The 19,017-nt window shown below is 60.9% G+C and carries 17 protein-coding genes; 1 reads left to right on the top strand and 16 read right to left on the bottom strand.

Features of this window, described 5'->3' with window-relative positions; genetic code table 11:
* Nucleotides 1-14: 14 nt before the first annotated feature.
* The 13 genes from oppB to ACQZF9_RS22485 form a co-directional block, all read right to left on the bottom strand.
* The gene (oppB, locus tag ACQZF9_RS22545; protein WP_428311197.1) at nucleotides 15-932 is read right to left on the bottom strand and encodes an oligopeptide ABC transporter permease OppB; all 918 of its coding nucleotides are present in this window, start codon (nucleotides 930-932) and stop codon (nucleotides 15-17) included.
* A 58-nt stretch (nucleotides 933-990) separates the two neighbouring features.
* Nucleotides 991-2,541 carry a peptide ABC transporter substrate-binding protein gene (locus ACQZF9_RS22540; RefSeq protein WP_428311196.1) on the bottom strand — a complete coding sequence of 517 codons (1,551 nt, stop codon included), beginning with the start codon at nucleotides 2,539-2,541 and terminating at the stop codon, nucleotides 991-993.
* The gene (locus ACQZF9_RS22535; RefSeq protein ID WP_428311195.1) at nucleotides 2,538-3,428 is read right to left on the bottom strand and encodes an EamA family transporter; all 891 of its coding nucleotides are present in this window, start codon (nucleotides 3,426-3,428) and stop codon (nucleotides 2,538-2,540) included. The genes ACQZF9_RS22540 and ACQZF9_RS22535 overlap by 4 nt, the downstream gene beginning before the upstream one ends.
* Before the next feature lie 76 nt (nucleotides 3,429-3,504).
* On the bottom strand, nucleotides 3,505-4,875 hold the full coding sequence (locus ACQZF9_RS22530; protein WP_428311194.1) for a tetratricopeptide repeat protein: 1,371 nt from the start codon (nucleotides 4,873-4,875) through the stop codon (nucleotides 3,505-3,507).
* Entirely contained in the window at nucleotides 4,788-5,450 is a 663-nt protein-coding gene (locus ACQZF9_RS22525; RefSeq protein ID WP_428311193.1) for an energy transducer TonB, read from the bottom strand. The genes ACQZF9_RS22530 and ACQZF9_RS22525 overlap by 88 nt, the downstream gene beginning before the upstream one ends.
* A 6-nt stretch (nucleotides 5,451-5,456) precedes the next feature.
* On the bottom strand, nucleotides 5,457-5,867 hold the full coding sequence (locus ACQZF9_RS22520) for an ExbD/TolR family protein (RefSeq protein ID WP_428311192.1): 411 nt from the start codon (nucleotides 5,865-5,867) through the stop codon (nucleotides 5,457-5,459).
* Nucleotides 5,868-5,873: 6 nt separating this feature from the next.
* Nucleotides 5,874-6,290, bottom strand: a complete 417-nt coding sequence (locus tag ACQZF9_RS22515; RefSeq protein WP_428311191.1) for an ExbD/TolR family protein — start codon at nucleotides 6,288-6,290, stop codon at nucleotides 5,874-5,876.
* A 12-nt stretch (nucleotides 6,291-6,302) separates the two neighbouring features.
* Nucleotides 6,303-6,818, bottom strand: a complete 516-nt coding sequence (locus tag ACQZF9_RS22510; protein WP_428311190.1) for a MotA/TolQ/ExbB proton channel family protein — start codon at nucleotides 6,816-6,818, stop codon at nucleotides 6,303-6,305.
* Nucleotide 6,819: 1 nt separating this feature from the next.
* On the bottom strand, nucleotides 6,820-8,202 hold the full coding sequence (locus ACQZF9_RS22505) for a MotA/TolQ/ExbB proton channel family protein (RefSeq protein WP_428311189.1): 1,383 nt from the start codon (nucleotides 8,200-8,202) through the stop codon (nucleotides 6,820-6,822).
* Entirely contained in the window at nucleotides 8,202-8,975 is a 774-nt protein-coding gene (locus tag ACQZF9_RS22500) for a DUF3450 domain-containing protein (RefSeq protein ID WP_428311188.1), read from the bottom strand. Before ACQZF9_RS22500 ends, ACQZF9_RS22505 begins: the two co-directional genes overlap by 1 nt.
* Before the next feature lie 174 nt (nucleotides 8,976-9,149).
* On the bottom strand, nucleotides 9,150-9,428 hold the full coding sequence (locus ACQZF9_RS22495) for a hypothetical protein (protein ID WP_428311187.1): 279 nt from the start codon (nucleotides 9,426-9,428) through the stop codon (nucleotides 9,150-9,152).
* A 50-nt stretch (nucleotides 9,429-9,478) separates the two neighbouring features.
* The gene (locus ACQZF9_RS22490) at nucleotides 9,479-11,302 is read right to left on the bottom strand and encodes a sulfotransferase (protein ID WP_428311186.1); all 1,824 of its coding nucleotides are present in this window, start codon (nucleotides 11,300-11,302) and stop codon (nucleotides 9,479-9,481) included.
* Nucleotides 11,299-12,621, bottom strand: coding sequence for an aspartyl/asparaginyl beta-hydroxylase domain-containing protein (locus ACQZF9_RS22485; protein WP_428311185.1), 1,323 nt, complete (start codon nucleotides 12,619-12,621; stop codon nucleotides 11,299-11,301). The genes ACQZF9_RS22490 and ACQZF9_RS22485 overlap by 4 nt, the downstream gene beginning before the upstream one ends.
* A gap of 75 nt (nucleotides 12,622-12,696) precedes the next feature.
* On the opposite strand from ACQZF9_RS22485, the gene ACQZF9_RS22480 reads away from it, so the two are divergent.
* Nucleotides 12,697-13,266, top strand: coding sequence for a 2OG-Fe(II) oxygenase (locus ACQZF9_RS22480; protein ID WP_428311184.1), 570 nt, complete (start codon nucleotides 12,697-12,699; stop codon nucleotides 13,264-13,266).
* On the opposite strand, the gene ACQZF9_RS22475 is transcribed toward ACQZF9_RS22480, so the two are convergent.
* The 3 genes from ACQZF9_RS22475 to rplQ all read right to left on the bottom strand — a co-directional run bounded on the left by ACQZF9_RS22475 (nucleotide 13,263) and on the right by rplQ (nucleotide 18,969).
* Nucleotides 13,263-15,083, bottom strand: coding sequence for a sulfotransferase (locus tag ACQZF9_RS22475; protein WP_428311183.1), 1,821 nt, complete (start codon nucleotides 15,081-15,083; stop codon nucleotides 13,263-13,265). The two genes, ACQZF9_RS22480 and ACQZF9_RS22475, sit on opposite strands and share 4 nt — an antisense overlap.
* Before the next feature lie 65 nt (nucleotides 15,084-15,148).
* Nucleotides 15,149-18,013, bottom strand: a complete 2,865-nt coding sequence (locus ACQZF9_RS22470; RefSeq protein WP_428311182.1) for a TonB-dependent receptor domain-containing protein — start codon at nucleotides 18,011-18,013, stop codon at nucleotides 15,149-15,151.
* Between the two features lie 563 nt (nucleotides 18,014-18,576).
* Nucleotides 18,577-18,969, bottom strand: a complete 393-nt coding sequence (gene rplQ / locus ACQZF9_RS22465) for a 50S ribosomal protein L17 (RefSeq protein WP_428311181.1) — start codon at nucleotides 18,967-18,969, stop codon at nucleotides 18,577-18,579.
* Nucleotides 18,970-19,017 lie beyond the last annotated feature (48 nt).

Genomic DNA, 19,017 nt, shown 5'->3' with positions numbered 1-19,017 from the left:
CGCACGAGACGCGCTCATTCGCGCTGACGCGGATCGAGCCGCGCATAGAGAAGATCGACGATGAAGTTGAACAGCACGATCAGCGTGCCGTAGATCAGCACCACGCCGAGCACCAGGCCGTAGTCACGATTCATCGCGCCGAGCACGAAGTGGCGGCCGACGCCGGGCAGGCCGAAGATCTGCTCGATCACCACCGAGCCGGTCAGCGTGCCGGCCGCCGCCGGGCCGAGATACGAAATCACCGGCAGCAATACCGGCCGCAGCGCATGGCGCAGCACGATGCGGCTTTCGCTCAAGCCCTTGGCACGCGCAGTGCGGATCCACGGCGTCTGCATGACCTCGAGCATCGCGGCCCGCGTCAGCCGCGCGATCGTCGCGATCTGCGGCAAAGCCAGCGCGATCACCGGCAGCAGCAGTTGCCGCGGCTCGCCGCTCCAGCCACCGGCCGGCAGCCAGTGCAAGCCCACTGCCATCAGCAGAATCAGTAGCGGCGCGAGCACGAAATTCGGAACCGACAGGCCGGCCACCGCGAAGGCCATCACCGCGCGATCCTGCAGCCGATGCGGCTTCATCGCCGCGACGATACCCAGGCTCATGCCGGCGATCAGCGCCAGGCTCATCGCCAGGCTGCCGAGCAGCGCCGATACCGGCAGGCCGGAGGCGATCAGTTCGGCGACGCTGCGATCGGGATACTGATACGAAGGCCCGAGATCGCCGCGCGCGAGATCGCCGAGATAAATCAGGTACTGACGCCACAGCGGTTGATCGAGGTGATAGCGCGCCTCGAGTTGCACGCGCGTCGCTTCGGGCAACGCGCGCTCGGCATCGAAAGGGCCGCCCGGCGCGGCATGCAGCATCAGAAACGTGATCGTGACCAGCAGCAGCAGGGTCGGCAGCAGTTCGAGCAGGCGGCGCAACAGACGCGGGCTCATCGGCTGGTCTCCTTCCCCCGCCTGCGGGGGAGGGAGATTCATTTGTTCTGCTGTCATCTCACGGCACCAAGGCCAGATCACGCGAGTAGTGACGATCCAGCGCGTTGTCCTGCCAGCCTGTAACGCGCCGGGAAACGAGGTGCTTGGTTACGTAGAAATAGATCGGGATCACCGGTGCATCGTCCAGCAATTGCTGCTGAGCCTGCATCAACGCGGCGCGACGTGCATCGCCGTCGAGCCGGGTCGCCGACAGCAGCGCGGCGTCGTAGCGAGTGCTGACGTAGCCGGTGTCGTTGCGCGGATTGTCGCCGGCCAGCAGATCGAGAAAGCTGCTGGCGTCGTCGTAATCGCTGACCCAGGAGCCGCGGAACAGCTGCACGCGTTTGCGCTCGCGCCGGCTTTGCAGAAACACCTTGGTCTCCTCGTTGCGCAGCGTGGTTTCGACGCCGAGAAACTGCTTCCACATCGCCGCGATCACCACCGCGATCTTCTGGTGAACGTCGTTGGTGTTGTAGAGGATCTCGGTACGCAGCGGATGCTGTGCGGAGTAGCCGGCCTGCGCGTACAGACGCTGCGCCTCATTGATGCGCTGCGCACGCGTCCAGGCTGCCCACGGCGGCTGCAGGCTGGCAGCGCCGGCGACACGCGGCGGCAGCCAGCTATAGGCCGCGCGCTCGCCGCTGCCGAGCAGCTTGCGCACGATGACCTCGCGATCGACCGCCAGGCTCAGCGCGCGGCGCAGTTCGGGCCTGTCGAACGGCGGCTGGCTGAGGTTGAAGCCGTAGTAGTAGATGCCAAGATAGTCGGCGATGCGCAGTTGCCGGCGCAGCGCCGGCGACATCGCCGCGATCTGCGTCGCCGGCACCTGTTCGGTGATGTCGAGTTCACCGGCGCGAAAGCGCTGAAACTCGGAACCCATGTCTTCGGTGACGAGGTGCTGCACGCGGTCGATGCGCGTCTGCGCATCGTTCCAGTAGTGGCGATTGCGCTGAAGCTCGACCCGCGACTGCAGCACATGGTTTTGTAGCCGGTACGCGCCGTTGGAAATCAGCGGCTCGCCCGCCGCGGGCAGCGGCATATGCACCGGATACGCGGCCGGATTCACCAGCAGCGCGAGAAAATACGGTGTCGGTGCCTGCAGCCTGATCTGCAGAGTGTGCGCATCCAGCGCCTGCACCGCGAGCGCGCTCGGCGCCGCGCGGCCGGTCATCACCGCGCTGGCGTTTTCGATCGGCGACAGCAATTGCGCCGACGGCGACGCGGTCTGCGGATCGACGCTGCGCCGCAGTCCGGCGACGAAATCCTGCGCGGTCACGGGCTCGCCGTTGGACCAGCGCGCGTTGTCGCGCAAGCTGAAGGTGTAGACGCGGCCGTCGTCGGCGATCTGCCAGCTTTCGGCGACGCCGGGAATCAGCGCGCCGTCGGGTGCTTCGCTGACCAGGCCTTCGTAAAGATCGCGCACCACATTGCCGGCGGAAACGCTACGCACCTTGTGCGGATCCAGCGTCTCTACGTCGGGGCCATTGCCACGGCGCAGCACGACCTCGGCGGCGTTCGCCGTGAAGCTCGTCAGCAACAGTGACAGCAACAGGCCGCGCGCCGCTGTCACGCCTTCTTCCGCGCGCTACCCAAGCTCACCAGCAACACGCCGAGCAGGATGACCGCTGTGCCGATGATCTGCGTCTGCCCGAGGTGCTCGTCGAGTATCCACCAACCAAGCAGCACCGCGATCGCCGGATTCACATAGGCGTAAGTGCCGAGTACCGCCGGCGAGACTTCGTGCACCAGGTAAAAGAACGCGCCGTAGGCGACGCAGGAGCCGAACACGATCAGGTAGGCCAGCGCCAGCCAGCCGCGCGGCTGCCAGCTGAGCTGGCTGGCTTCGCCGGCGGCCAGGCCGATCACGGTCAGCACGATGCCGGCGGTGAGCATCTGCAGCGCAGCCGACATCGCGCCGGTCAGCGCGACCGGATGGCGCTTCGCATAGACCGAGCCCAACGCCCAGAAAAACGGCGCCGCGAGCAGCGCCAGATACGCCGGCAGCGGCGCTCCCTGCGCCTGAATGCCGCCACCGACCAGCAGCGCGACGCCGGCGAAACCGGCGAACAGGCCACACAGGGTCAGCGGACTGAGACGCTCACCCTTGGCGCCGATGGTGCCGAAACCGGCCATCCACAACGCGGACGTCGCGACGATCAACGCCGCCTGGTTTGACTCTACCCATTTTTCCGACCAGGTCACCAGACCGTTGCCTGCGACCAGCAGCGCGATACCGGTCAGGACGACGCTGTTCCACTCCGCACGCGTCTTCGGCAGCTTGCCACCGCGCGCCAGCGCATAGATCAGCATCAACGTGCCGGCGACGTCGAAGCGAATTCCGGCCGACAGCGCTGGCGGCAGATGTTCGACGACGATACGGATCGCCAGATACGTGGAGCCCCAGACCAGATAGACCGCTGCGAAAGCCAGCAGCAATTGCACCGCGCGACTGTTCATCCTGCGTCCCCGGAAAGCAGATCGCCCGGCGAAGGGCCGGGCGATCTTGGCAAAGCGGATTTTAAGACCAGCCTGCTCAGCCCGCTGGGGCGCCGGCCGCCAAACCCTGATCGGAGCGGATCTGGCGCAGCCACTGGCCGGCCTGACCGCGGACGTTGTCGTAACTCATCGCCTTGTTAACCGCAGTTTCGGCGCTTCTGTAATCCTTCAGGCCATAGTTGGCGACGCCGAGACGCAAATAGGCCTCGCCTGCCTTGGTGCCGAGATTGCCCTTGGAGATAGCCTTTTCGAGCATCTCCTTTGATTCTTTCCAACGTTCGTCGTCGCCGTACATCGCACCGAGCTTGAAGTAGTACTCGCCCTTTTCGGATTGCGCGGCCAGCTTTTTCAGCACGGATTCGGCCCTGGCGGATTCGCGCGCGTTGATCCAGGCATCGGCGACCGAATTCAGGTTTTTCTCGTCACCCGGAACACGATTCTTGTCGATTGCGTCCTGCAGGAAAGTGCCGGCTTTATAAGGCAAGTCTACCGACATGTAGATGTTGTACAGATTCCGTATCTCGTTCGGAGTGGTCAGGAAGCCCTGGCGATCGGCGAGTGCCAGCGTAGCCACGGCGCCGGCGTCATCCTTGAGTTCCATGAACATGCCGGACAACTGCTTCCAGTAGTCCGACTTGGCCGGCGTGATCGAAATCAGCTTCAGCAGCACGTCGGCGCAGGCGCGATAGTTCTTGAGCTCGTAATTGATCGCGAGCTTCAGCTGCAGCCAGCTTTCCTTGACGGTTTTGGACTTCGCGATCGCCTGATCGACCTGCGGCAGTGCATCTTTGAATCGCTTCTGTTCCAGATAAGCCTGAGCCAGGAAAATGTTGGCGTCGGGTGGCACCGGCGTGCAGGACTCGGCGATGTAACGTTCAAGCGTCCGAATGCCGTTATCGTACTGTTTGTCCGCAACGTAAAGCTGGCCAAGGTTGAACAGCAGTTGGTCGTACTGCTGCTGCGGCATCGCGTTCAATGCCAGCGATTTTTCGAAATTCTTCGCCGCGTTGGTGTAGTCATTTTTGGAGCTGTAGGCAAAGCCGAGGTTGTAGTAGACGATCGACTTCTCGTACTCGCTGCCGCCGCCATCGACCATCTTGCTCAGCTTGTCGATGGCCTCCTGGTTCCTGGACTTGGACATCAAGTCCATCGCCTGCTCGACGCCGCGATAGTAGGGCTCGGACATCGTGCCGTCAGCCTTACGCGGATTGGCGCAGGCGGCCGGCGTGCCTTGGGCCAGGCTGGCCACTGCGTAGCCCGACAGCGCGAGCGCAACAAGGGCCTGGGCCAGGGTCCGAGTCAGTGCTTGGGAACTGCGCATCACTCTTCGCCCAACTTGAAATTGATCGTCTGGACGCCGCGCTGATCGACCGGCTTGCCATCGACCACTTTCGGCTTGAACTTCCACCGCAGCGCGGATGAGATCGCCGCCGCGTCGAATACGCCGCGCGGCTTGGACTCGAGCACCTTGGCCTCGCGAACGGTGCCGTCGGCATTCACCGTGAACTGGATCTTGACGTAGCCCTCAATGCCGTCGCGCGCAGCCTGGCGTGGATAGGTCGGCTGGATGCGCTGCATCGGAATGATGTCGCCGTCGAACAGACCGCCGGCCGGGGCACCACCGCCCGAGCCCATCGCGCCCAGGAACGGACCGCCACCGACGCTGGCGGACAGCCCCAGATTCGGCATCGCGAACGGCGTCTGCTGCTCCTGTGGCGTATCGGTCGCGACTTTCAATTTCGGCGGCGGCGGGGTCTTCGGCGGCGGCGGCGGGGGTGGCGGTTTGCGCCGTTCCAGCGTCTGCAGTTCGGTATCGCGTTTCAGGCGCACGAAGTCGATCGTCGGTAAGGTGTCGGCCTTGTCGATGCCGCCGCCATGACGATTGATCAGGCCAAACAGGCCGAGAAACATCAGCGCCGAAAACACCAGACCGGCGAAGGCGGCGATCGGCAGTCGGGTACGGCTGGAAGTGGTGTTTCGCATTCGCTATTACCCGCCCGAATGCAGTGCGGCGATTGACACGTCGTTGACGCCGCCGAGCTTGACCTGGTCCATGACCTTGGTCAGCGTGCCGGTCTGCGACGCTTGGTCGGCGATGATGACGACGGTGTCGTCCGGACGCTCGGCATGCAGGCGCTCGACCGAGCCGCGTACGTCGCGCAGATCGATACGTCGCTTGTCCATCCAGATGTCGCCGTTGGGGCGGATCGCGATCAGGATGTTGCCGTTGTCGCGGCTTTCGGCGGTCTCGGCCGCGGGACGCGTGACGGTGACGCCGGCCTCTTTGACGAACGAGGTCGTGATGATGAAAAAGATCAGCAGATTCAGCACGAAGTCGAGCATCGGCGCCAGATCGATGCCGGTTTCCTCGTTCTCGGGGGTATGACGACGGGACCTCATTTCGGATCAGCCTCCCGCCGCCGCGGCAGACGCGGCGATGGATACATTCTGCACGCCGCCCTGGCGCACCTGGTCGATCACCTGCACCAGAGCGCCGGTGGGGGCAGCTTCTTCGGCGGTCACGACGACGGAATCATCGGGCTTCTGCGCATGCAGACGTTCAATGTTGGCGCGGACAGCGCGCAGATCGACCAGGCGATTGCCGACGTAGATTTCACCGCTGGCGCGGATCGCGATGATGATCGCGCCGCCTTCCTTCTTCTCTGCGGCGGCGGAAGTCGGGCGGCTGACGGTGATGCCGATCTCCTTGACGAACACCGCGGTGATGATGAAGAAGATCAGCAGATTCAGCACGAAATCCAGCATCGGCGCGAGATCGATGCCGGCCCCGTCGGACTCCTCGCTGTGTCGGTGGCGACGCATACGCATGGCGGCTTAATACTCGAACTTGTCGGCGAGCAGCTCGGTTTCGAGCCGCGCGCGATTACGGAAGTAGTACACCGGGTACAGACCGCTGATGCTGACCGACAGGCCGGTGAGCGTGCAGATCATCGCCTCGGACACGCCGTTGGCCATCGAACGCGCGTCGGCCGAACCGCGGGCCGCCATCGCGTCGAACACGTTGAGCATGCCCGACACGGTGCCGAGCAGGCCCAGCAAGGGGCACAGCGGCACCAGCACGCGCAGCAACTGCAGGTTAGCCGTCATCGCCGCGTTCAGACGCGAGATCATCGCCGTGCGGATGTTGCGCGAAGCCCAGGTGTGGTGGTCGGCGCGCTGCTTCCACTGATCGAGGTAGTTCGCCGCATCGCGCGGCAGTACCTTCGAGAAGTACCAGTAGCGCTCGAACGTCAACGTCCACATGCACAGGCATGCGAAGAAAATGTAATCGACAATCGGGCCGCCCAGTTCGCGCATGCGATGCAATGCAACGAACGGGGCGAGCAGCATGTCAAGCACCGGTCTTGCCCTCAAGACGCTCGGCCAGCAGGCCCGTGCTCTGCTCGTCCAGGATCTGAATGATCTGCTTGGAAAGCGAGGTCAGCCAAGCGTTGGCGAACAGCAGCGGGATCGCGATACCCAGGCCGAGCACCGTGGCGATCATCGCCGCCGAGATACCGGCGGCCATCAGCTTGGGATCGCTGGAGCCGGACTCGGTGATGCTCTGGAAGGTGATGATCATGCCGATGACGGTACCGATCAGGCCGAGCAGCGGGCCCGCGGCGACGGCCAGACGCAGAAAGGCCTGGAAGCGCTCCAGCGGCGGCACTTCGCGCAGAACCGCCTCGGAGATGCGCAGCTCGACGACTTCGGCATCTTCTTCGATGCGGCTGCCGTCGCCCTTGAAGCTGGCGAGCACGCGGCCCAGCGGATTGTCGGTGGTCGGGCGATCGATCTGCGTCAGCTGCTTCTTGACCTTGCCGCGCACGCCCATCAGGTAGAAGAACTGGTAGACGCCCAGGATCGCACCGATGATGCCGACCAACAGGATCACGTAGTTGACGCCTTCGCCATGCTTGATGCGCTCGATCCAATTCGGACGCTGCGCGTAAATCGTCAGCAGCACACCGCGGGTGGGGTCAAGTTCGGTACCGACGTAGCCGGAAGTGGCCGCAGTCAGATCGGACGCCGCCGACTGGAACTTGCCGCCCGGCTGGCGCGCCATCACCGCGAGCTTGTGTTCGCTGGGCAGATAGGCGAGGTACTTGCCGTCGGCCACCGCGGTGAACGAACCGATGCGCGACACCGACTCGTCGACCGAGCTGCCATCAGGCTGGACGACCTTGCTCTTGAACCGCACGACGCTGCCGGTCTCGGTCATTTCGCGCTGCAGCTCAAACCAGAAGCGCTCGAGGTCGCTGATCGACGGCAGCGCCTTGGTGGCGGCGAGCTTGGTTACGAATTCTTCGCGATCCGGATACTGCGCACTGATCATCGAGTTGCGCACCACCGACGAGAAGTCGTTGGCGACCTGGCGCACGACGCCGAACATTTCACCCATGTTGCCGGACTTGGCGTCGAGCTGGGCCTGCAGCTCGGTGAGCTTCTTTTCGTTGGAATCGAAGGCGGCGGAAAGCGATTTCTGCTTGTTCTGCAGCTCGCTCAACTCAGCCTTGGCCTGTGACAGCAGTGCAGCCTGCTTGTCGCGCTCGGCGAGGAACTTGGCTTCACGCTCCTTGTTGGCGGCGGCTTCACGATCACGCTGCGAGCGGGTCTGCTCGAGCAGTTCGTCGAGGTTGCCCGGAGCGGCGGCGTAGGCCACCGGAGCGGCGGCGGCGAACAGCATCAGCGCAACCGCTGACGCACGAATTTTCTGCGACATCGGGCGCGACATTACTTGATCTCCTTCGGAGCCGGGACCGGGACCTTGATGAAGTCCGGTGCCGCTTGCTTCTTGGCGACCTTCAGGCCTGCCGTGATCGAATCGTTATAGGCCGAGTCGACGACCCACTTCTTGGCGTTGACGTCCCAGTAGCCGGTCTCCTTGCCGTCCAGCGTCTGGTACAACAGCGCGACGCGGCCGGTACGCAGGAACTGCACGGTCTTTTCGCCGACCTTGCCTTCGTAGGCCTCGATCGTGCGGCCATATTCCATCTCGACCTGATAGGCCTCGACGATGCGGCGATATTTCTCGGAAAGCGACACGTCGGCACGCGTCATCATTTCTTTGAGCGTGGCGATGCGGTTGCTGCGCTCATCGGGCAGGAACGGCATATCGAGTTTGACGAACTGCTCAAGCGTATCGAGCATCTTGGTCATCATCGGCAGCACTTCGCGCGACGTGGTCTCGATGTCGGCGATCTGGGTCGACATGCCCTTGATCTCGTCGTCCTGGGACTTGACCTGCGCACCCAGCTGGTCGGTGTAAGCCTTCAGGCTCTGAGCCTCGACCAGCGCCTGACGGTAGTCGGCGAGCATGCCGCTGGCCTCCTCATCGAGCTGGGTGATGCGCTTCTGGGAAGCCTGCGCGGCCGCCTCGGTCTTGGTCTGCTCGCCGACAACGGCCGTGACCTTGTCCTGCGCCCATCCGGAATTGCCCAGAAGTAGCGCCGGCGAAATGACCAAAGCTGCGAATACGAGTCGGCGTGGCCGACTGGTCGTCATCATCATGTTTATCCTGAAATGAAGATCGGCGCCCCAAATGGCGCCGGCGGAAGCGAACGAGTCCGGGCCGCGATGCTAGCACTTCCAACTCGGGCGAACGCCCGGAGTCGGGCGCTCGGATTCCACTCTTGCGCCAGCAAATGCCTCATGTTACGCCGGCGCACCCATCGGTTCTGTTTAGCCGCCGCCGCCGATCGCGGACGTCTTGCGGCGAGCCGACGACATCACTTGGTGGGCGTTGTCCCGCATCGCGGCACGCTGAGACGCCGTCATGCAGACCCGATGCGGCAGATTCGAGCCAGTCTGGCGCTCCGTCGTGCAAATAACCTTGTCCTCGACAGGTACGGTCTCAACTGAAGCAGCGGGGGGCTGCGGCGCAACGATCTCGTCGGCCCGGACGACATTGGCCGATAACAGCGCCAGAAGGAGGAAGCAACTCGGTTTGACCATGCTCACGACAGACTCCTTGAACTCTTCTTGGGACAACAAGCAAAAATGATGGCAACTCACCCCAAAGCACGCAGGCGGCTCCAAGTCTGCTCCAGTTTATGCAAGATTGGGACAATCGAGCCAGAGTTGCTCAGCCATTTGTCGGGCGCCGGTGGTGTGAGAGTATGTTTAGACGACGGCAGCGGCCGGGTCGTTCGCTGTTTGAGCTCGGCATCAAATTGCAACCCGGCAAATGAACAAATGCGCTGGATGGTCATGCCAGGGCTCTGCAGCAATTCAGCGTAGTTGACTGTCAACACACGCTGCGGATCGATAGCGCTCAGATCGTCCATGATGATCCGGTTAGTCGAATCCCACTGAAAGGCGGCAATCTCAGCTAACGGCTGATTGCGCATCGATTGCCACCCTGGTGGTAACAGCAGGGACCATGGGCCTTGCCATTGCGGCAGACGTGGATAGGTTATCCATCCCCCGGACTTCCATGCCTCGATGATGCTGCTGACATTTTCGCGAGGATCGCGCCATAGAAATACAAACAGCGCATCCGGGAAAATTTCGTTGAAGAACGGAATCCGCAGCGAATTTTTCGGCGTCTTCTCGAGCGAACGAAACATGTCCGGCAACACTGTTGCCCCCTGATTGATCAGCTTCTGTGCCAAGCGTGACTTGATCAGAGCCGATATCTCAGGCGTGGCATGTGCTGCCAGCAATCGGTTGCTGTCAATTCCGGGCGCGCCCGGGGCGAGCTGATCAATGCCTTCGACCAACCAATGGGCTTCGCCGCCCACTGTCCATAGCTGCGTTGTGCAAGCCAGAGTCTCGAATAGCAGCGTGCTTCCTGAACGCGGCGCGGCGACGATAAAGATGGGGCGCTCGAACACGGGCACAGGTGCGACTCGGGAGCTAGACGACGCATTACGCGGCGATTCAAGCCGAGGCGCTTGGTCTTCAGGCAGGTTGATCGCATATTGCAGCCGCGCGTTCATCACTTTGGCAACCGGCGTTCCATTCGCGTGAACCGCCAGTCCCTCGGCTATCGGTGCAATCGCCTGACCCAATTCCGTCATCAGTTGTTCGTACTGCGCCAAGCCAGCGTCGGTATCGCCATGTAAACACCAAAGCTGTCGCCAGTTGCTGCAGAACGACTCCAACAGGTGCTGAAACAGGGCCACGCGCGGGACGGCCTCGGCGGCTTGAGGCACAGCTTCCTGAGCCAAATCACTCATCAGCTGTTCCATCTCCGCTGGATGCATGACCTTGGATACGTTGAACCGCTCTAGCAGCAGTCGCACGTTGCGGCCCGGCTGAAACTGTACATCGCGGAATGCTTCGGCTCGCAGTCCAGCCGAGGCCAGGTTCCAGAAAGCGGCGCTACCCGTGGTGTCGGCGACCAAATGCACGCGATCAGACGCCGAGTTGTTCTCTACCCGATGCGGGCGCCAGTTATCGAAGATCCAGGATTCCCCCGCGGCCATATGCACCACGTCCTGTCCGCAGTAGAACTTGACCTCTGGCGTGGTCAGTATCGGAATGTGAACGCGAACTCGTTTGAACCAGTGATAGTTGATGTCGGCATGTTCGGGTACGGTTGCACCAGGTGCCAGCTTCATCAGGCGCGAGCGACTCCATACCGTGTTGAGGCTCTGCAGCACCTGCTGCAAATACGGCGACGCCATCAAGTGTCGTGTTGGCCGCATCTCGCCGCCAGTCATGGCGTCGTTTTCTCCGCCATCGAGTGTAATCAACCGGACGGCACTGTTACCTTTGTATCCGGTCGGGTGCGAAGACCAAGCCTCGGGCGGCAACGCCTTCACCTCGGCGGCGAGCCTTGCGACATCAAAACGCAATGGCAAACGAACAAAAGCCTGTGGCAGTTTCATGCTGGCAGCGCCGGCAAAGTTTCTCCCGCAACCCGAAAGTCCCCAATCGCCATCACCAGCTCTTTGACTGCAGCCCGCTCCATCTCGGTCAGGTATGGGTTCCAGATATCGAAAATCAACACGATCCGGAGTCGGTCACTTTTGTTCCAGGCCTCGTGCGAGTAAGTATCGTCGAAGAGCACGGTGCTTGATTCGGACCACTGGTATTCGATACCAGACACGCTTAGCGCACAATCAGGAGGGACAATCAACGCTAAGTGGCCTACCGAGCGGGTGTTAGTGACTCCGCGATGCGGCAACAGATGAGTTCCCGGTGCAAGCACGGAGAACAGTGTTTCCGGGCCGTGTTCGCGCACTCGGCACAACGGCAGTCGATCCAAAGCGGCAGCGGTATACGGGCAGGCGGCGCGATTGTCTTTTCTGGGATCGCCATGGCGATGGAAGTAATAGCCGTTCCAACTGGGCTTGCCTCGATAACCACGCAAATTTACATCTTCCACCGAGTCATCTAGAAAGACCCGCTCCATCCCGGTCTGACCATCTAACACTGCCAGCAACTCGTAACGAATTGCCTCGGTGCTGGCCTCAAGCTGCTCTAGTTCTGGCACCAACCGCTTGTCCAGATACGGGCTGGCCGGCAGGCCGGGGAAATAGAGGAATGTCGGCCGTTGCTCCGGATCAGAATACTGGACCTGTCTCTCGCCCAAGTACGCGGCCAGACAGTCGGCGACGCGAGTCAGTCCAGCGCTGCCGAACTGTTGCTGCAGTCCATCCATCAAGCGCCCAAACAGCTTCCGGCGGCCTTCGTTCACCACACGAATCGCATGCTGGACCAGCGGCTGGAGATTCAGAGATGTCGAATCCGCACTAAGCCATCTTCCATGCCGCTGCGCGTCGGCTATTGCTTTGAAATAGAGGGGGAGGGCTTCGTCGCCACGCCCCGCCTGCTCCAGCAATCGAGCAACCGACAGGCGCGTAACATATAACTCTGGCTTGACGCTAAGCGCCGCGGTGTAGGCCGCGAGCGCCTGCTGCGAGGCATTGGCGGCCTGGTAGGCCTGACCCAAATTGTTAAGAGTCAGAGCATCGCGGGGATGGATCTGAGCCGCCTTTTCGAGCAAGCCGACCCCCTTCCCGAGATCGCCGGAACGCATAGCATTCATCGCCAAAGCATTGAGCGCTTCAGCGTGACTCGCGTCGACGCCCAGAATCGCCGTGTACACTTCTACCGCTTGCGCCAGTTGGCCAGCAGCCATTGCTTGACGTGCCTGCATCAGTGCGCGTTCAAGCGACTCTTGATCATTACCAATATTGGTCACACGAGAACTCTTGTAGATGCCTGTTAATGACAATTTGCCGGCTCCTGGGACATCCGACGAAATTGGCGACACAACATGAATAACAAAACCGATGTGACTCGCTACATCAAGGTGTTCGATCATCATCTCGAACAGGATATCTGTGACCGGCTCGTTAGCTCATTCGACGAGTCCACCGGCCTTCATACACCTAACGGGCGCGGCTATCGCGCCGGCTTGGAGCAGAGCGGATGGACCGAGCTGAATCTTACAAAAGCGGCGACTGAAGACCTCCGTCAGTTTTTTCGCAACAAGATGAACGGGGCCCTAACTCGTTACAACCTCGATGTCCCTCAGCGAATTCCGGTGCCTAATTCACGCTCGACGGCTGATCTCATTTTGAAGCGCTACCGTCCAGGCGGCGCCGACCAGTTCCAACTGCATTTCGACTCGTTGCACGACGTGTGCAATCGATACCTTGTGTTCTTATGGTATCTGAACGATGTTGAAACGGGAGGCGAGACTTGGTTTCCAGAGTTCGACGTCAAGATCACAGCCCGGAGAGGCCGTTTGTTGATGTTTCCTCCGTACTGGATGTATCAGCACGCCGGCTTGGCTCCCGTATCGTCGGACAAATACATCCTCTCGAGTTACCTGTTGTTCTAAAGATAATCCCATTTCCGCAGGTAAGGCTGTGTTTGCTGCACCACTTCGCCGAGTACCTGCTCGTAGCGGCGCCAACGTCCTACCGCCTTGGTGTTGACCGGCTGAATTACCTGCGAGTAGCTCGGTGTACTGATAAAACCTTTAGCACGAGCATGTTTGGCTGGCGACAGCATGTCGTCGTGCCACGCAAGGTGCAGGAACTCGGCGATTGAGCGGGATTGGCGATCGAAGTCCGTAACGAAGCTTTCGTAACGAACTTCCAGCACGTCCGCCTTCAATATCGCCTGCTGTGAATACCAAAAGTCGAAGCATTTGCGGTAGCCCAAAGCCAAATTCGGCAACTCCCGACAAAGCATTACGAATTCCGGCGCACGGTAGTGCTGGAAATAGTTGCTGACGATGACATCGCAGGGATGTCGGATCGCGAGCAGGATCTTGGCATTGGGAAACAGGCGGCGGATTGCCGGCAGGCGGAGCATGTTCAGTGGATTTTTATCCAGTAACCGCTGCCCTGGCTTGAGCTGGACTTTTGTCGCGACCATCTCCCAATAGTGCCGACGGATGGCCGCCAGCTGGTCCGGGCGCATATCGGCCAGAGCCGAGGGATATTCGAAACCAAGCTCCGCGAACTGCAGTGTCGCCTTCTGCAAGAAGGGTTGCTCGTCGATCGTAAACACGCCCGGGTGCGCATCGAGCATTTGTTCAAGCAAGGTCGTGCCTGAACGCGGAAAGGCGACGATGAAGATTGGGCTGTCGTCAGCCGATGGTGGCGCCGCCTCCTGCCAACCCGCTGCATCTTCTACGTCGCAACGATATTGCGTGATCGCCATCACTTCGCGATCCTCGTCCAAGGGCATCAGCTTCTCTAACACTTCGACCTGAGTCTGATGAGCCTCGGCGATGACGGAAATGGCGCGATCATAACTACCCAGTGCATCCAGCACTTTTGCAAATGAGAACAGGTGGTGCTGTCGATCTGCGGGTTCCGAGGGCAGCGTCAGCAACTGCTCGTACAACGAGGCTGCCAGCAGATTGTCATCACGCCTGGACGCCAGCTGCGCACTCATCGCAAGCCACCTGCGATAGGTCGCTTCCGCGGCGCTGGTAACGGTGCCCAATTTGGCAAGCCTTGTGGCCGCTTCATCGACCCGGTTGACCCGCTCGAGCATGGCGATCATCCGCAGTTCCATGTCGGTGCTACGCGCTGGCAGCCGTTCCAATTGGGCCACGATTTGCTCAGCGTCGCTTTGCATTCCCATCTGGAGCAGCAGGCCGGCAGTTGTTATCAGCAACTCAGGGGTCCAGTTCTGCCACTGCCTCCAACTTGCCACCGCTAAAGCAGTTGCCTCGGTGTCCACTTGGGTAAAGCAGGCCTGAACGTGAGCACAGCGAATTTCGGCATCTATCGGAGCGCGGATGGCGGCCAATTCCAAACTGTTGCGCATACCCTGTAAATCGCCCAACTGCTGCTGCAATAGCGCTACGTTGTAGTGGAAATCGGCGTCGTCCTGGCCACGCCGCTCTGCTTGCTGATATGCCTGGAGGGCTTCCTGGTCAGAGCCGCTGGAACGCAATGCCGTGCCCAGATTCATCCAGTGCGCTGCGACATCCGGCTCGAGTTGCGTGAGCTTACGGAAGGCGCGAAGTGCAGCACCGTAACTGCCCCGGGCGCTCATGACGGCACCATAAACATGAACAACAAAGGGATCGTCCGGGGCGAATCGATAAGCCTGCTGGCTTAGACGCTCGGCGTCAGCCGGCGCTGATTGGCTCAGCGAATCAAGTGCCGCGGACGCGAGCTCGATAGGATCTTTCACTGCTATTCCCGACCAAAAAAAAGGCCGCGCGAGAGCATCGCGCGGCCCGATACCACTATAGACGCTTAGAAGCTCTGCGACACGCGGAAGTACAGATAGCGGCCGATCGCATCATAAGTCTCGACGTTGGTGTTGGCATTCAGCGCGTACTGGTAGAACAGCGGCGGCTGCTTGTCGAACACGTTTTCCATACCGAGCAGCACTCGGGTACGAGTCGGCTCATACGTGTAGCCCACCACCACGTCATGATAGGTCACAGAACCGACCTTCAGAACTTCGGTGGCTGCCGGACGAGCAGAACCCGGCCCAAGGCTCGCGGCGATGTCGACGCCATCGATGTAACGAGACGTCCACTGCGCTTCGAAGCCATTCAGCTTCCAACCCAGCGACGCGGTAGCGCGCCACTTGGCGTAGTTGCCGAAAGTCGGGTCGAACGTGCCGGCAGCATCCGTCGGAGCGGAAAGCGGCGACAGGTTGTATTCGAACTTGTCGGTGTACGACGAGTCAGCCGTGAACGTGAACGAACCGAACGGGGTCTTCGGCACGCGATACTTCACACCGATGTCGACGCCTTCCGTCTCGAAGTAAGCCGAGTTGGTCGTCGGCAGCGAGATGTAGAACACCTGGCCATCGGGGTAGCGGTTGATCAGATTGCAGAAGTTCGGATCGCCGCTCTCGATGCAAGTACGAGCAACCACCGTCGGGTCGGCAGAAGTGATCGCGTCGTTGATCTTGTAGTGCCACAGATCGACCGAGGTCGAGAAGTTCGGCAACCAATGCGGATCGTAGACGATGCCGTAGGTAACGACTTCGCCAGTTTCCGGCTTCAGATCCGGGGACGAGGTCAGCACGCCGCTGATCTGCGTGTTCTCCGGCTGGAACGAGCCATCCGTCGGAACGTTGGCACAGGCCGCCGTGTAGTTCGGATTGCCGGCAACGTCCGCCGCCGTCAGGCCCTGGCAAGGATCGGAGAACAATGCCGCCGTCGAACCCGCCGCACCGAAGCGGTCGGAGATGGTCGGCGCACGGAACACTTCCGCGTAGCTCGCACGAACCAGCAGGTCGTTGACCGGACGCCATTCCAGCTTGGCGGTACCGTTGGTGGTGTCACCGAAGCTGTCGTAGTCCGAGTAACGAAGACCCAGGATCAAGTTCAGCGACTGGGCACCGGGCTTGCCGGTCAGCAAGGGCAGGAACAGTTCGGCCGAAGCTTCCCAGAGATTGTCGTCACCACGGGTGTCACCCGAGCAGGTTTCCTGCGACAGCTGGCAGCTCAGGAAAGTCGGCGGCTGGGCTTCGGTAAGACCATCGACGTCGGCGTTGAGGAAGTCTTCGCGATAGTTCAGGCCGAAAGCGGCCAGCGCAGTACCTTCGCTCCAGGTAAACAGATTGCCGCTGAAGCTGGCTTCTGCAATGCGCGAAGTCTGCACGGTGCGATTTTCATAGCCGGCCGTGATCGCGTTCAGCGCCGTAGCAGCCGCGGGGTCTTCCAGATTGAAGATATTGATCGGCGTGCAACCGGAGATCGGCGCGTCCGGGGTGCCGCAAGTCGGCGTGCCGTTGTCGTCGAAGGACGGCCCAAGTGCGTTCTGCAAGCTGGCGCCGACCAGATAACCCGAAACCGCGGCCACCTGAGCCGAGCGCTGGTAGGTACCCGCAACATCCCAGGTCCAAGAGCTCGCGCCGAATCCACCCTTGAAACCTGCGGTGATCTGATCAGTGGTCGTCTCGACCTTGGACTGGCGGTTGCCGAGATTGGTAAAGCGCGTCAGGAACTGCGGATTGGCACCCGAGTTACCGCCGAAATCGATGCCGAACGGGTTGTACATGCTATCGGCGGAGATCACGTAGTTGTCATTACGTGCGTCGAACGGCAGGGGCGCAATGGTGAAACCCGACTGCGTGAAATTGTGGAACAGATCGGTATAGGCCTCGACCGAATCGGTCAGCTTGTAGGCCGCGGACGAAAACAGGCTGCCACGCTCCTGCGGCGTGACGATCAGGTTGAACGGCTGATAGTCGTACGCGTCGGCCGGGGTATAGCAGTGGTAGTCGTTGACAGGGTCAGCGCCGGACGCTCCGTCGTTGCGAACCACGTTGGCGCAGCCCAGGGCAGTGCGGGTCGGATGGCCGCTAGGCAGCGAAATGCGGCCATTCGGCACGCGGCTCGAACCCAGCGTGATCAGCGTATCGGAACCGTAGTAGTTGTAGATGTAGAGGGCGTTTTTGGAGAACTTGCGGTTTCCGGCGCCGATCTTGTTCTGCTTGTTGTAGTTCAGGCCCAGCATCAGCGAGCCCTTGTCGCTCATCGTGCCCCAAGTCATTTCAACCGACTGGCTCTCGCCATCGTGCTTGGAGCTTTGGCCGCCTTGATAGCTGATATCAAAGCCCTGGTAGTCTTTGCGGGTGATGAAGTTGACAACGCCGCCAATGGCGTCGGAGCCGTACACGGCGCCCGCACCTTCCTTAAGAACTTCAACGCGATCGATCAGGTTGATCGGCAACGCATTGACGTCGAACGACGGGCCGAGACGACGGCCGTTCAGCAACGTCAGCGTACGCTCGGAGCCCAGACCGCGGAGCGACACCGTCGCAGCACCGTCGCCGCCGCCGTTGTTGACCTGCGGGTTGGTTGCCGCGCCCGAGATGGACGGCATTTCCTGAAGCAATTCGCCTAGCGTCGTGACACCGGACGCTTCGATGGCAGCACGGTCAATCGTGTAGACCGGGCTGGCGGTTTCGGTATCAACGCGGCGCAGACGCGAGCCGGTAACCTCAATCGCGCCCAAATCAGTCGATTCTTCCGACGTCGCCGGCGTGGTGGCGGGTCCTTCTTGCGCATAAACCGAACCCTGAGCGCCCACGGTGATGCCCGCGAGCAGCGCAGTCTTAACGGCAAGACGGAACTTGCCTTCCACACTGAGTTTCATATGAGAGTTCTCCCTAAGTCAGACAGACTACATAACAGCAGAATAGTTATCCCTTTCAATCAGTTACAGCAACGCCAACCCCGCGCCGTGTCTATTGCCGATCGAGAATAACGACGCGTGTCACATGCGTCAAGAAGGTGCATGGACGACACTTCATGAATTACATGAAGGGGTTACGGGACTTCGGTATTACTCACTGTGATGAGCCATTAACGTGCCAGTCAGCCTGAGAACTTTCCCTCAGTTGGAGAATGAACCCATCCTCTTGACATCGTCAGATGCTGCCTTTTATCGCATCTGGGATAAGTTCAATATTTTTGTAACGACGATTTGAGCAGGCTCGACATTGTTGCGACATCAGTTCTGGCTGCGATTATCGCGCAAGGTGTGATCGGCGCATCGCAGTGGCTCTCCGGAGAGAACTTGGTCGGTGCGCCGCGATGTTCACGAACCTTCGGAAAGAGACAGCTGAGCTTGCCGCATTCGAAACGCAGTGTTTTGTCGTTGAGAACAAAAAAGGGCGCCCAAAGGCGCCCGATTTACATCCGATACAGATCCGCCGTCTATTCCGCAGCAGCGCCTTCCGCCGCGCCGCCGATCTTACGATCGACCAGTTCGACATAAGCCATCGGCGCGTTGTCGCCGGGGCGGAAGCCGCAGCGAAGGATGCGGGTGTAGCCGCCCGGGCGGGTGTTGAAGCGCGGGCCGATGTCGGTGAACAGCTTGGTCACCGCGTCGCGGTCACGCAGGCGGGAGAAGATCAGGCGGCGATTGGCCACGCCATCTTCTTTTGCGCGAGTGATCATCGGTTCGACGAGCTTACGCAGTTCCTTGGCCTTCGGCACCGTGGTGCGGATCAGCTCGTTCTTGAACAGCGCAACCGCGATGCTCTGCATCGTCGCCTTGCGGTGGCTGCTGGTGCGGCCGAAAGCGCGGCCTGAGTTACCGTGACGCATTGTCCTTTCCTTACTCTGTTAGATGCTAAGTGCTGGAGACCAGCAGGC

Origin of the sequence: Hydrocarboniphaga sp., from assembly GCF_965279055.1 — a bacterium.
GTDB lineage: Bacteria > Pseudomonadota > Gammaproteobacteria > Nevskiales > Nevskiaceae > Hydrocarboniphaga.
The sequence above is the reverse complement of the archived record's forward strand: the minus strand, read 5'-3'. Positions and strand labels throughout refer to the sequence as shown.

Coding starts and splice junctions, on each gene's coding strand:
- ACQZF9_RS22500 (WP_428311188.1), bottom strand. CDS start 8,975: ATGATGACGACCAGTCGGCCACGCCGACTCGTATTCGCAGCTTTGGTC.
- ACQZF9_RS22470 (WP_428311182.1), bottom strand. CDS start 18,013: ATGAAACTCAGTGTGGAAGGCAAGTTCCGTCTTGCCGTTAAGACTGCG.
- oppB (WP_428311197.1), bottom strand. CDS start 932: ATGAGCCCGCGTCTGTTGCGCCGCCTGCTCGAACTGCTGCCGACCCTG.
- ACQZF9_RS22525 (WP_428311193.1), bottom strand. CDS start 5,450: ATGCGAAACACCACTTCCAGCCGTACCCGACTGCCGATCGCCGCCTTC.
- ACQZF9_RS22480 (WP_428311184.1), top strand. CDS start 12,697: ATGAATAACAAAACCGATGTGACTCGCTACATCAAGGTGTTCGATCAT.
- ACQZF9_RS22505 (WP_428311189.1), bottom strand. CDS start 8,202: ATGTCGCGCCCGATGTCGCAGAAAATTCGTGCGTCAGCGGTTGCGCTG.
- ACQZF9_RS22535 (WP_428311195.1), bottom strand. CDS start 3,428: ATGAACAGTCGCGCGGTGCAATTGCTGCTGGCTTTCGCAGCGGTCTAT.
- rplQ (WP_428311181.1), bottom strand. CDS start 18,969: ATGCGTCACGGTAACTCAGGCCGCGCTTTCGGCCGCACCAGCAGCCAC.
- ACQZF9_RS22515 (WP_428311191.1), bottom strand. CDS start 6,290: ATGCGTCGCCACCGACACAGCGAGGAGTCCGACGGGGCCGGCATCGAT.
- ACQZF9_RS22510 (WP_428311190.1), bottom strand. CDS start 6,818: ATGCTGCTCGCCCCGTTCGTTGCATTGCATCGCATGCGCGAACTGGGC.
- ACQZF9_RS22520 (WP_428311192.1), bottom strand. CDS start 5,867: ATGAGGTCCCGTCGTCATACCCCCGAGAACGAGGAAACCGGCATCGAT.
- ACQZF9_RS22490 (WP_428311186.1), bottom strand. CDS start 11,302: ATGAAACTGCCACAGGCTTTTGTTCGTTTGCCATTGCGTTTTGATGTC.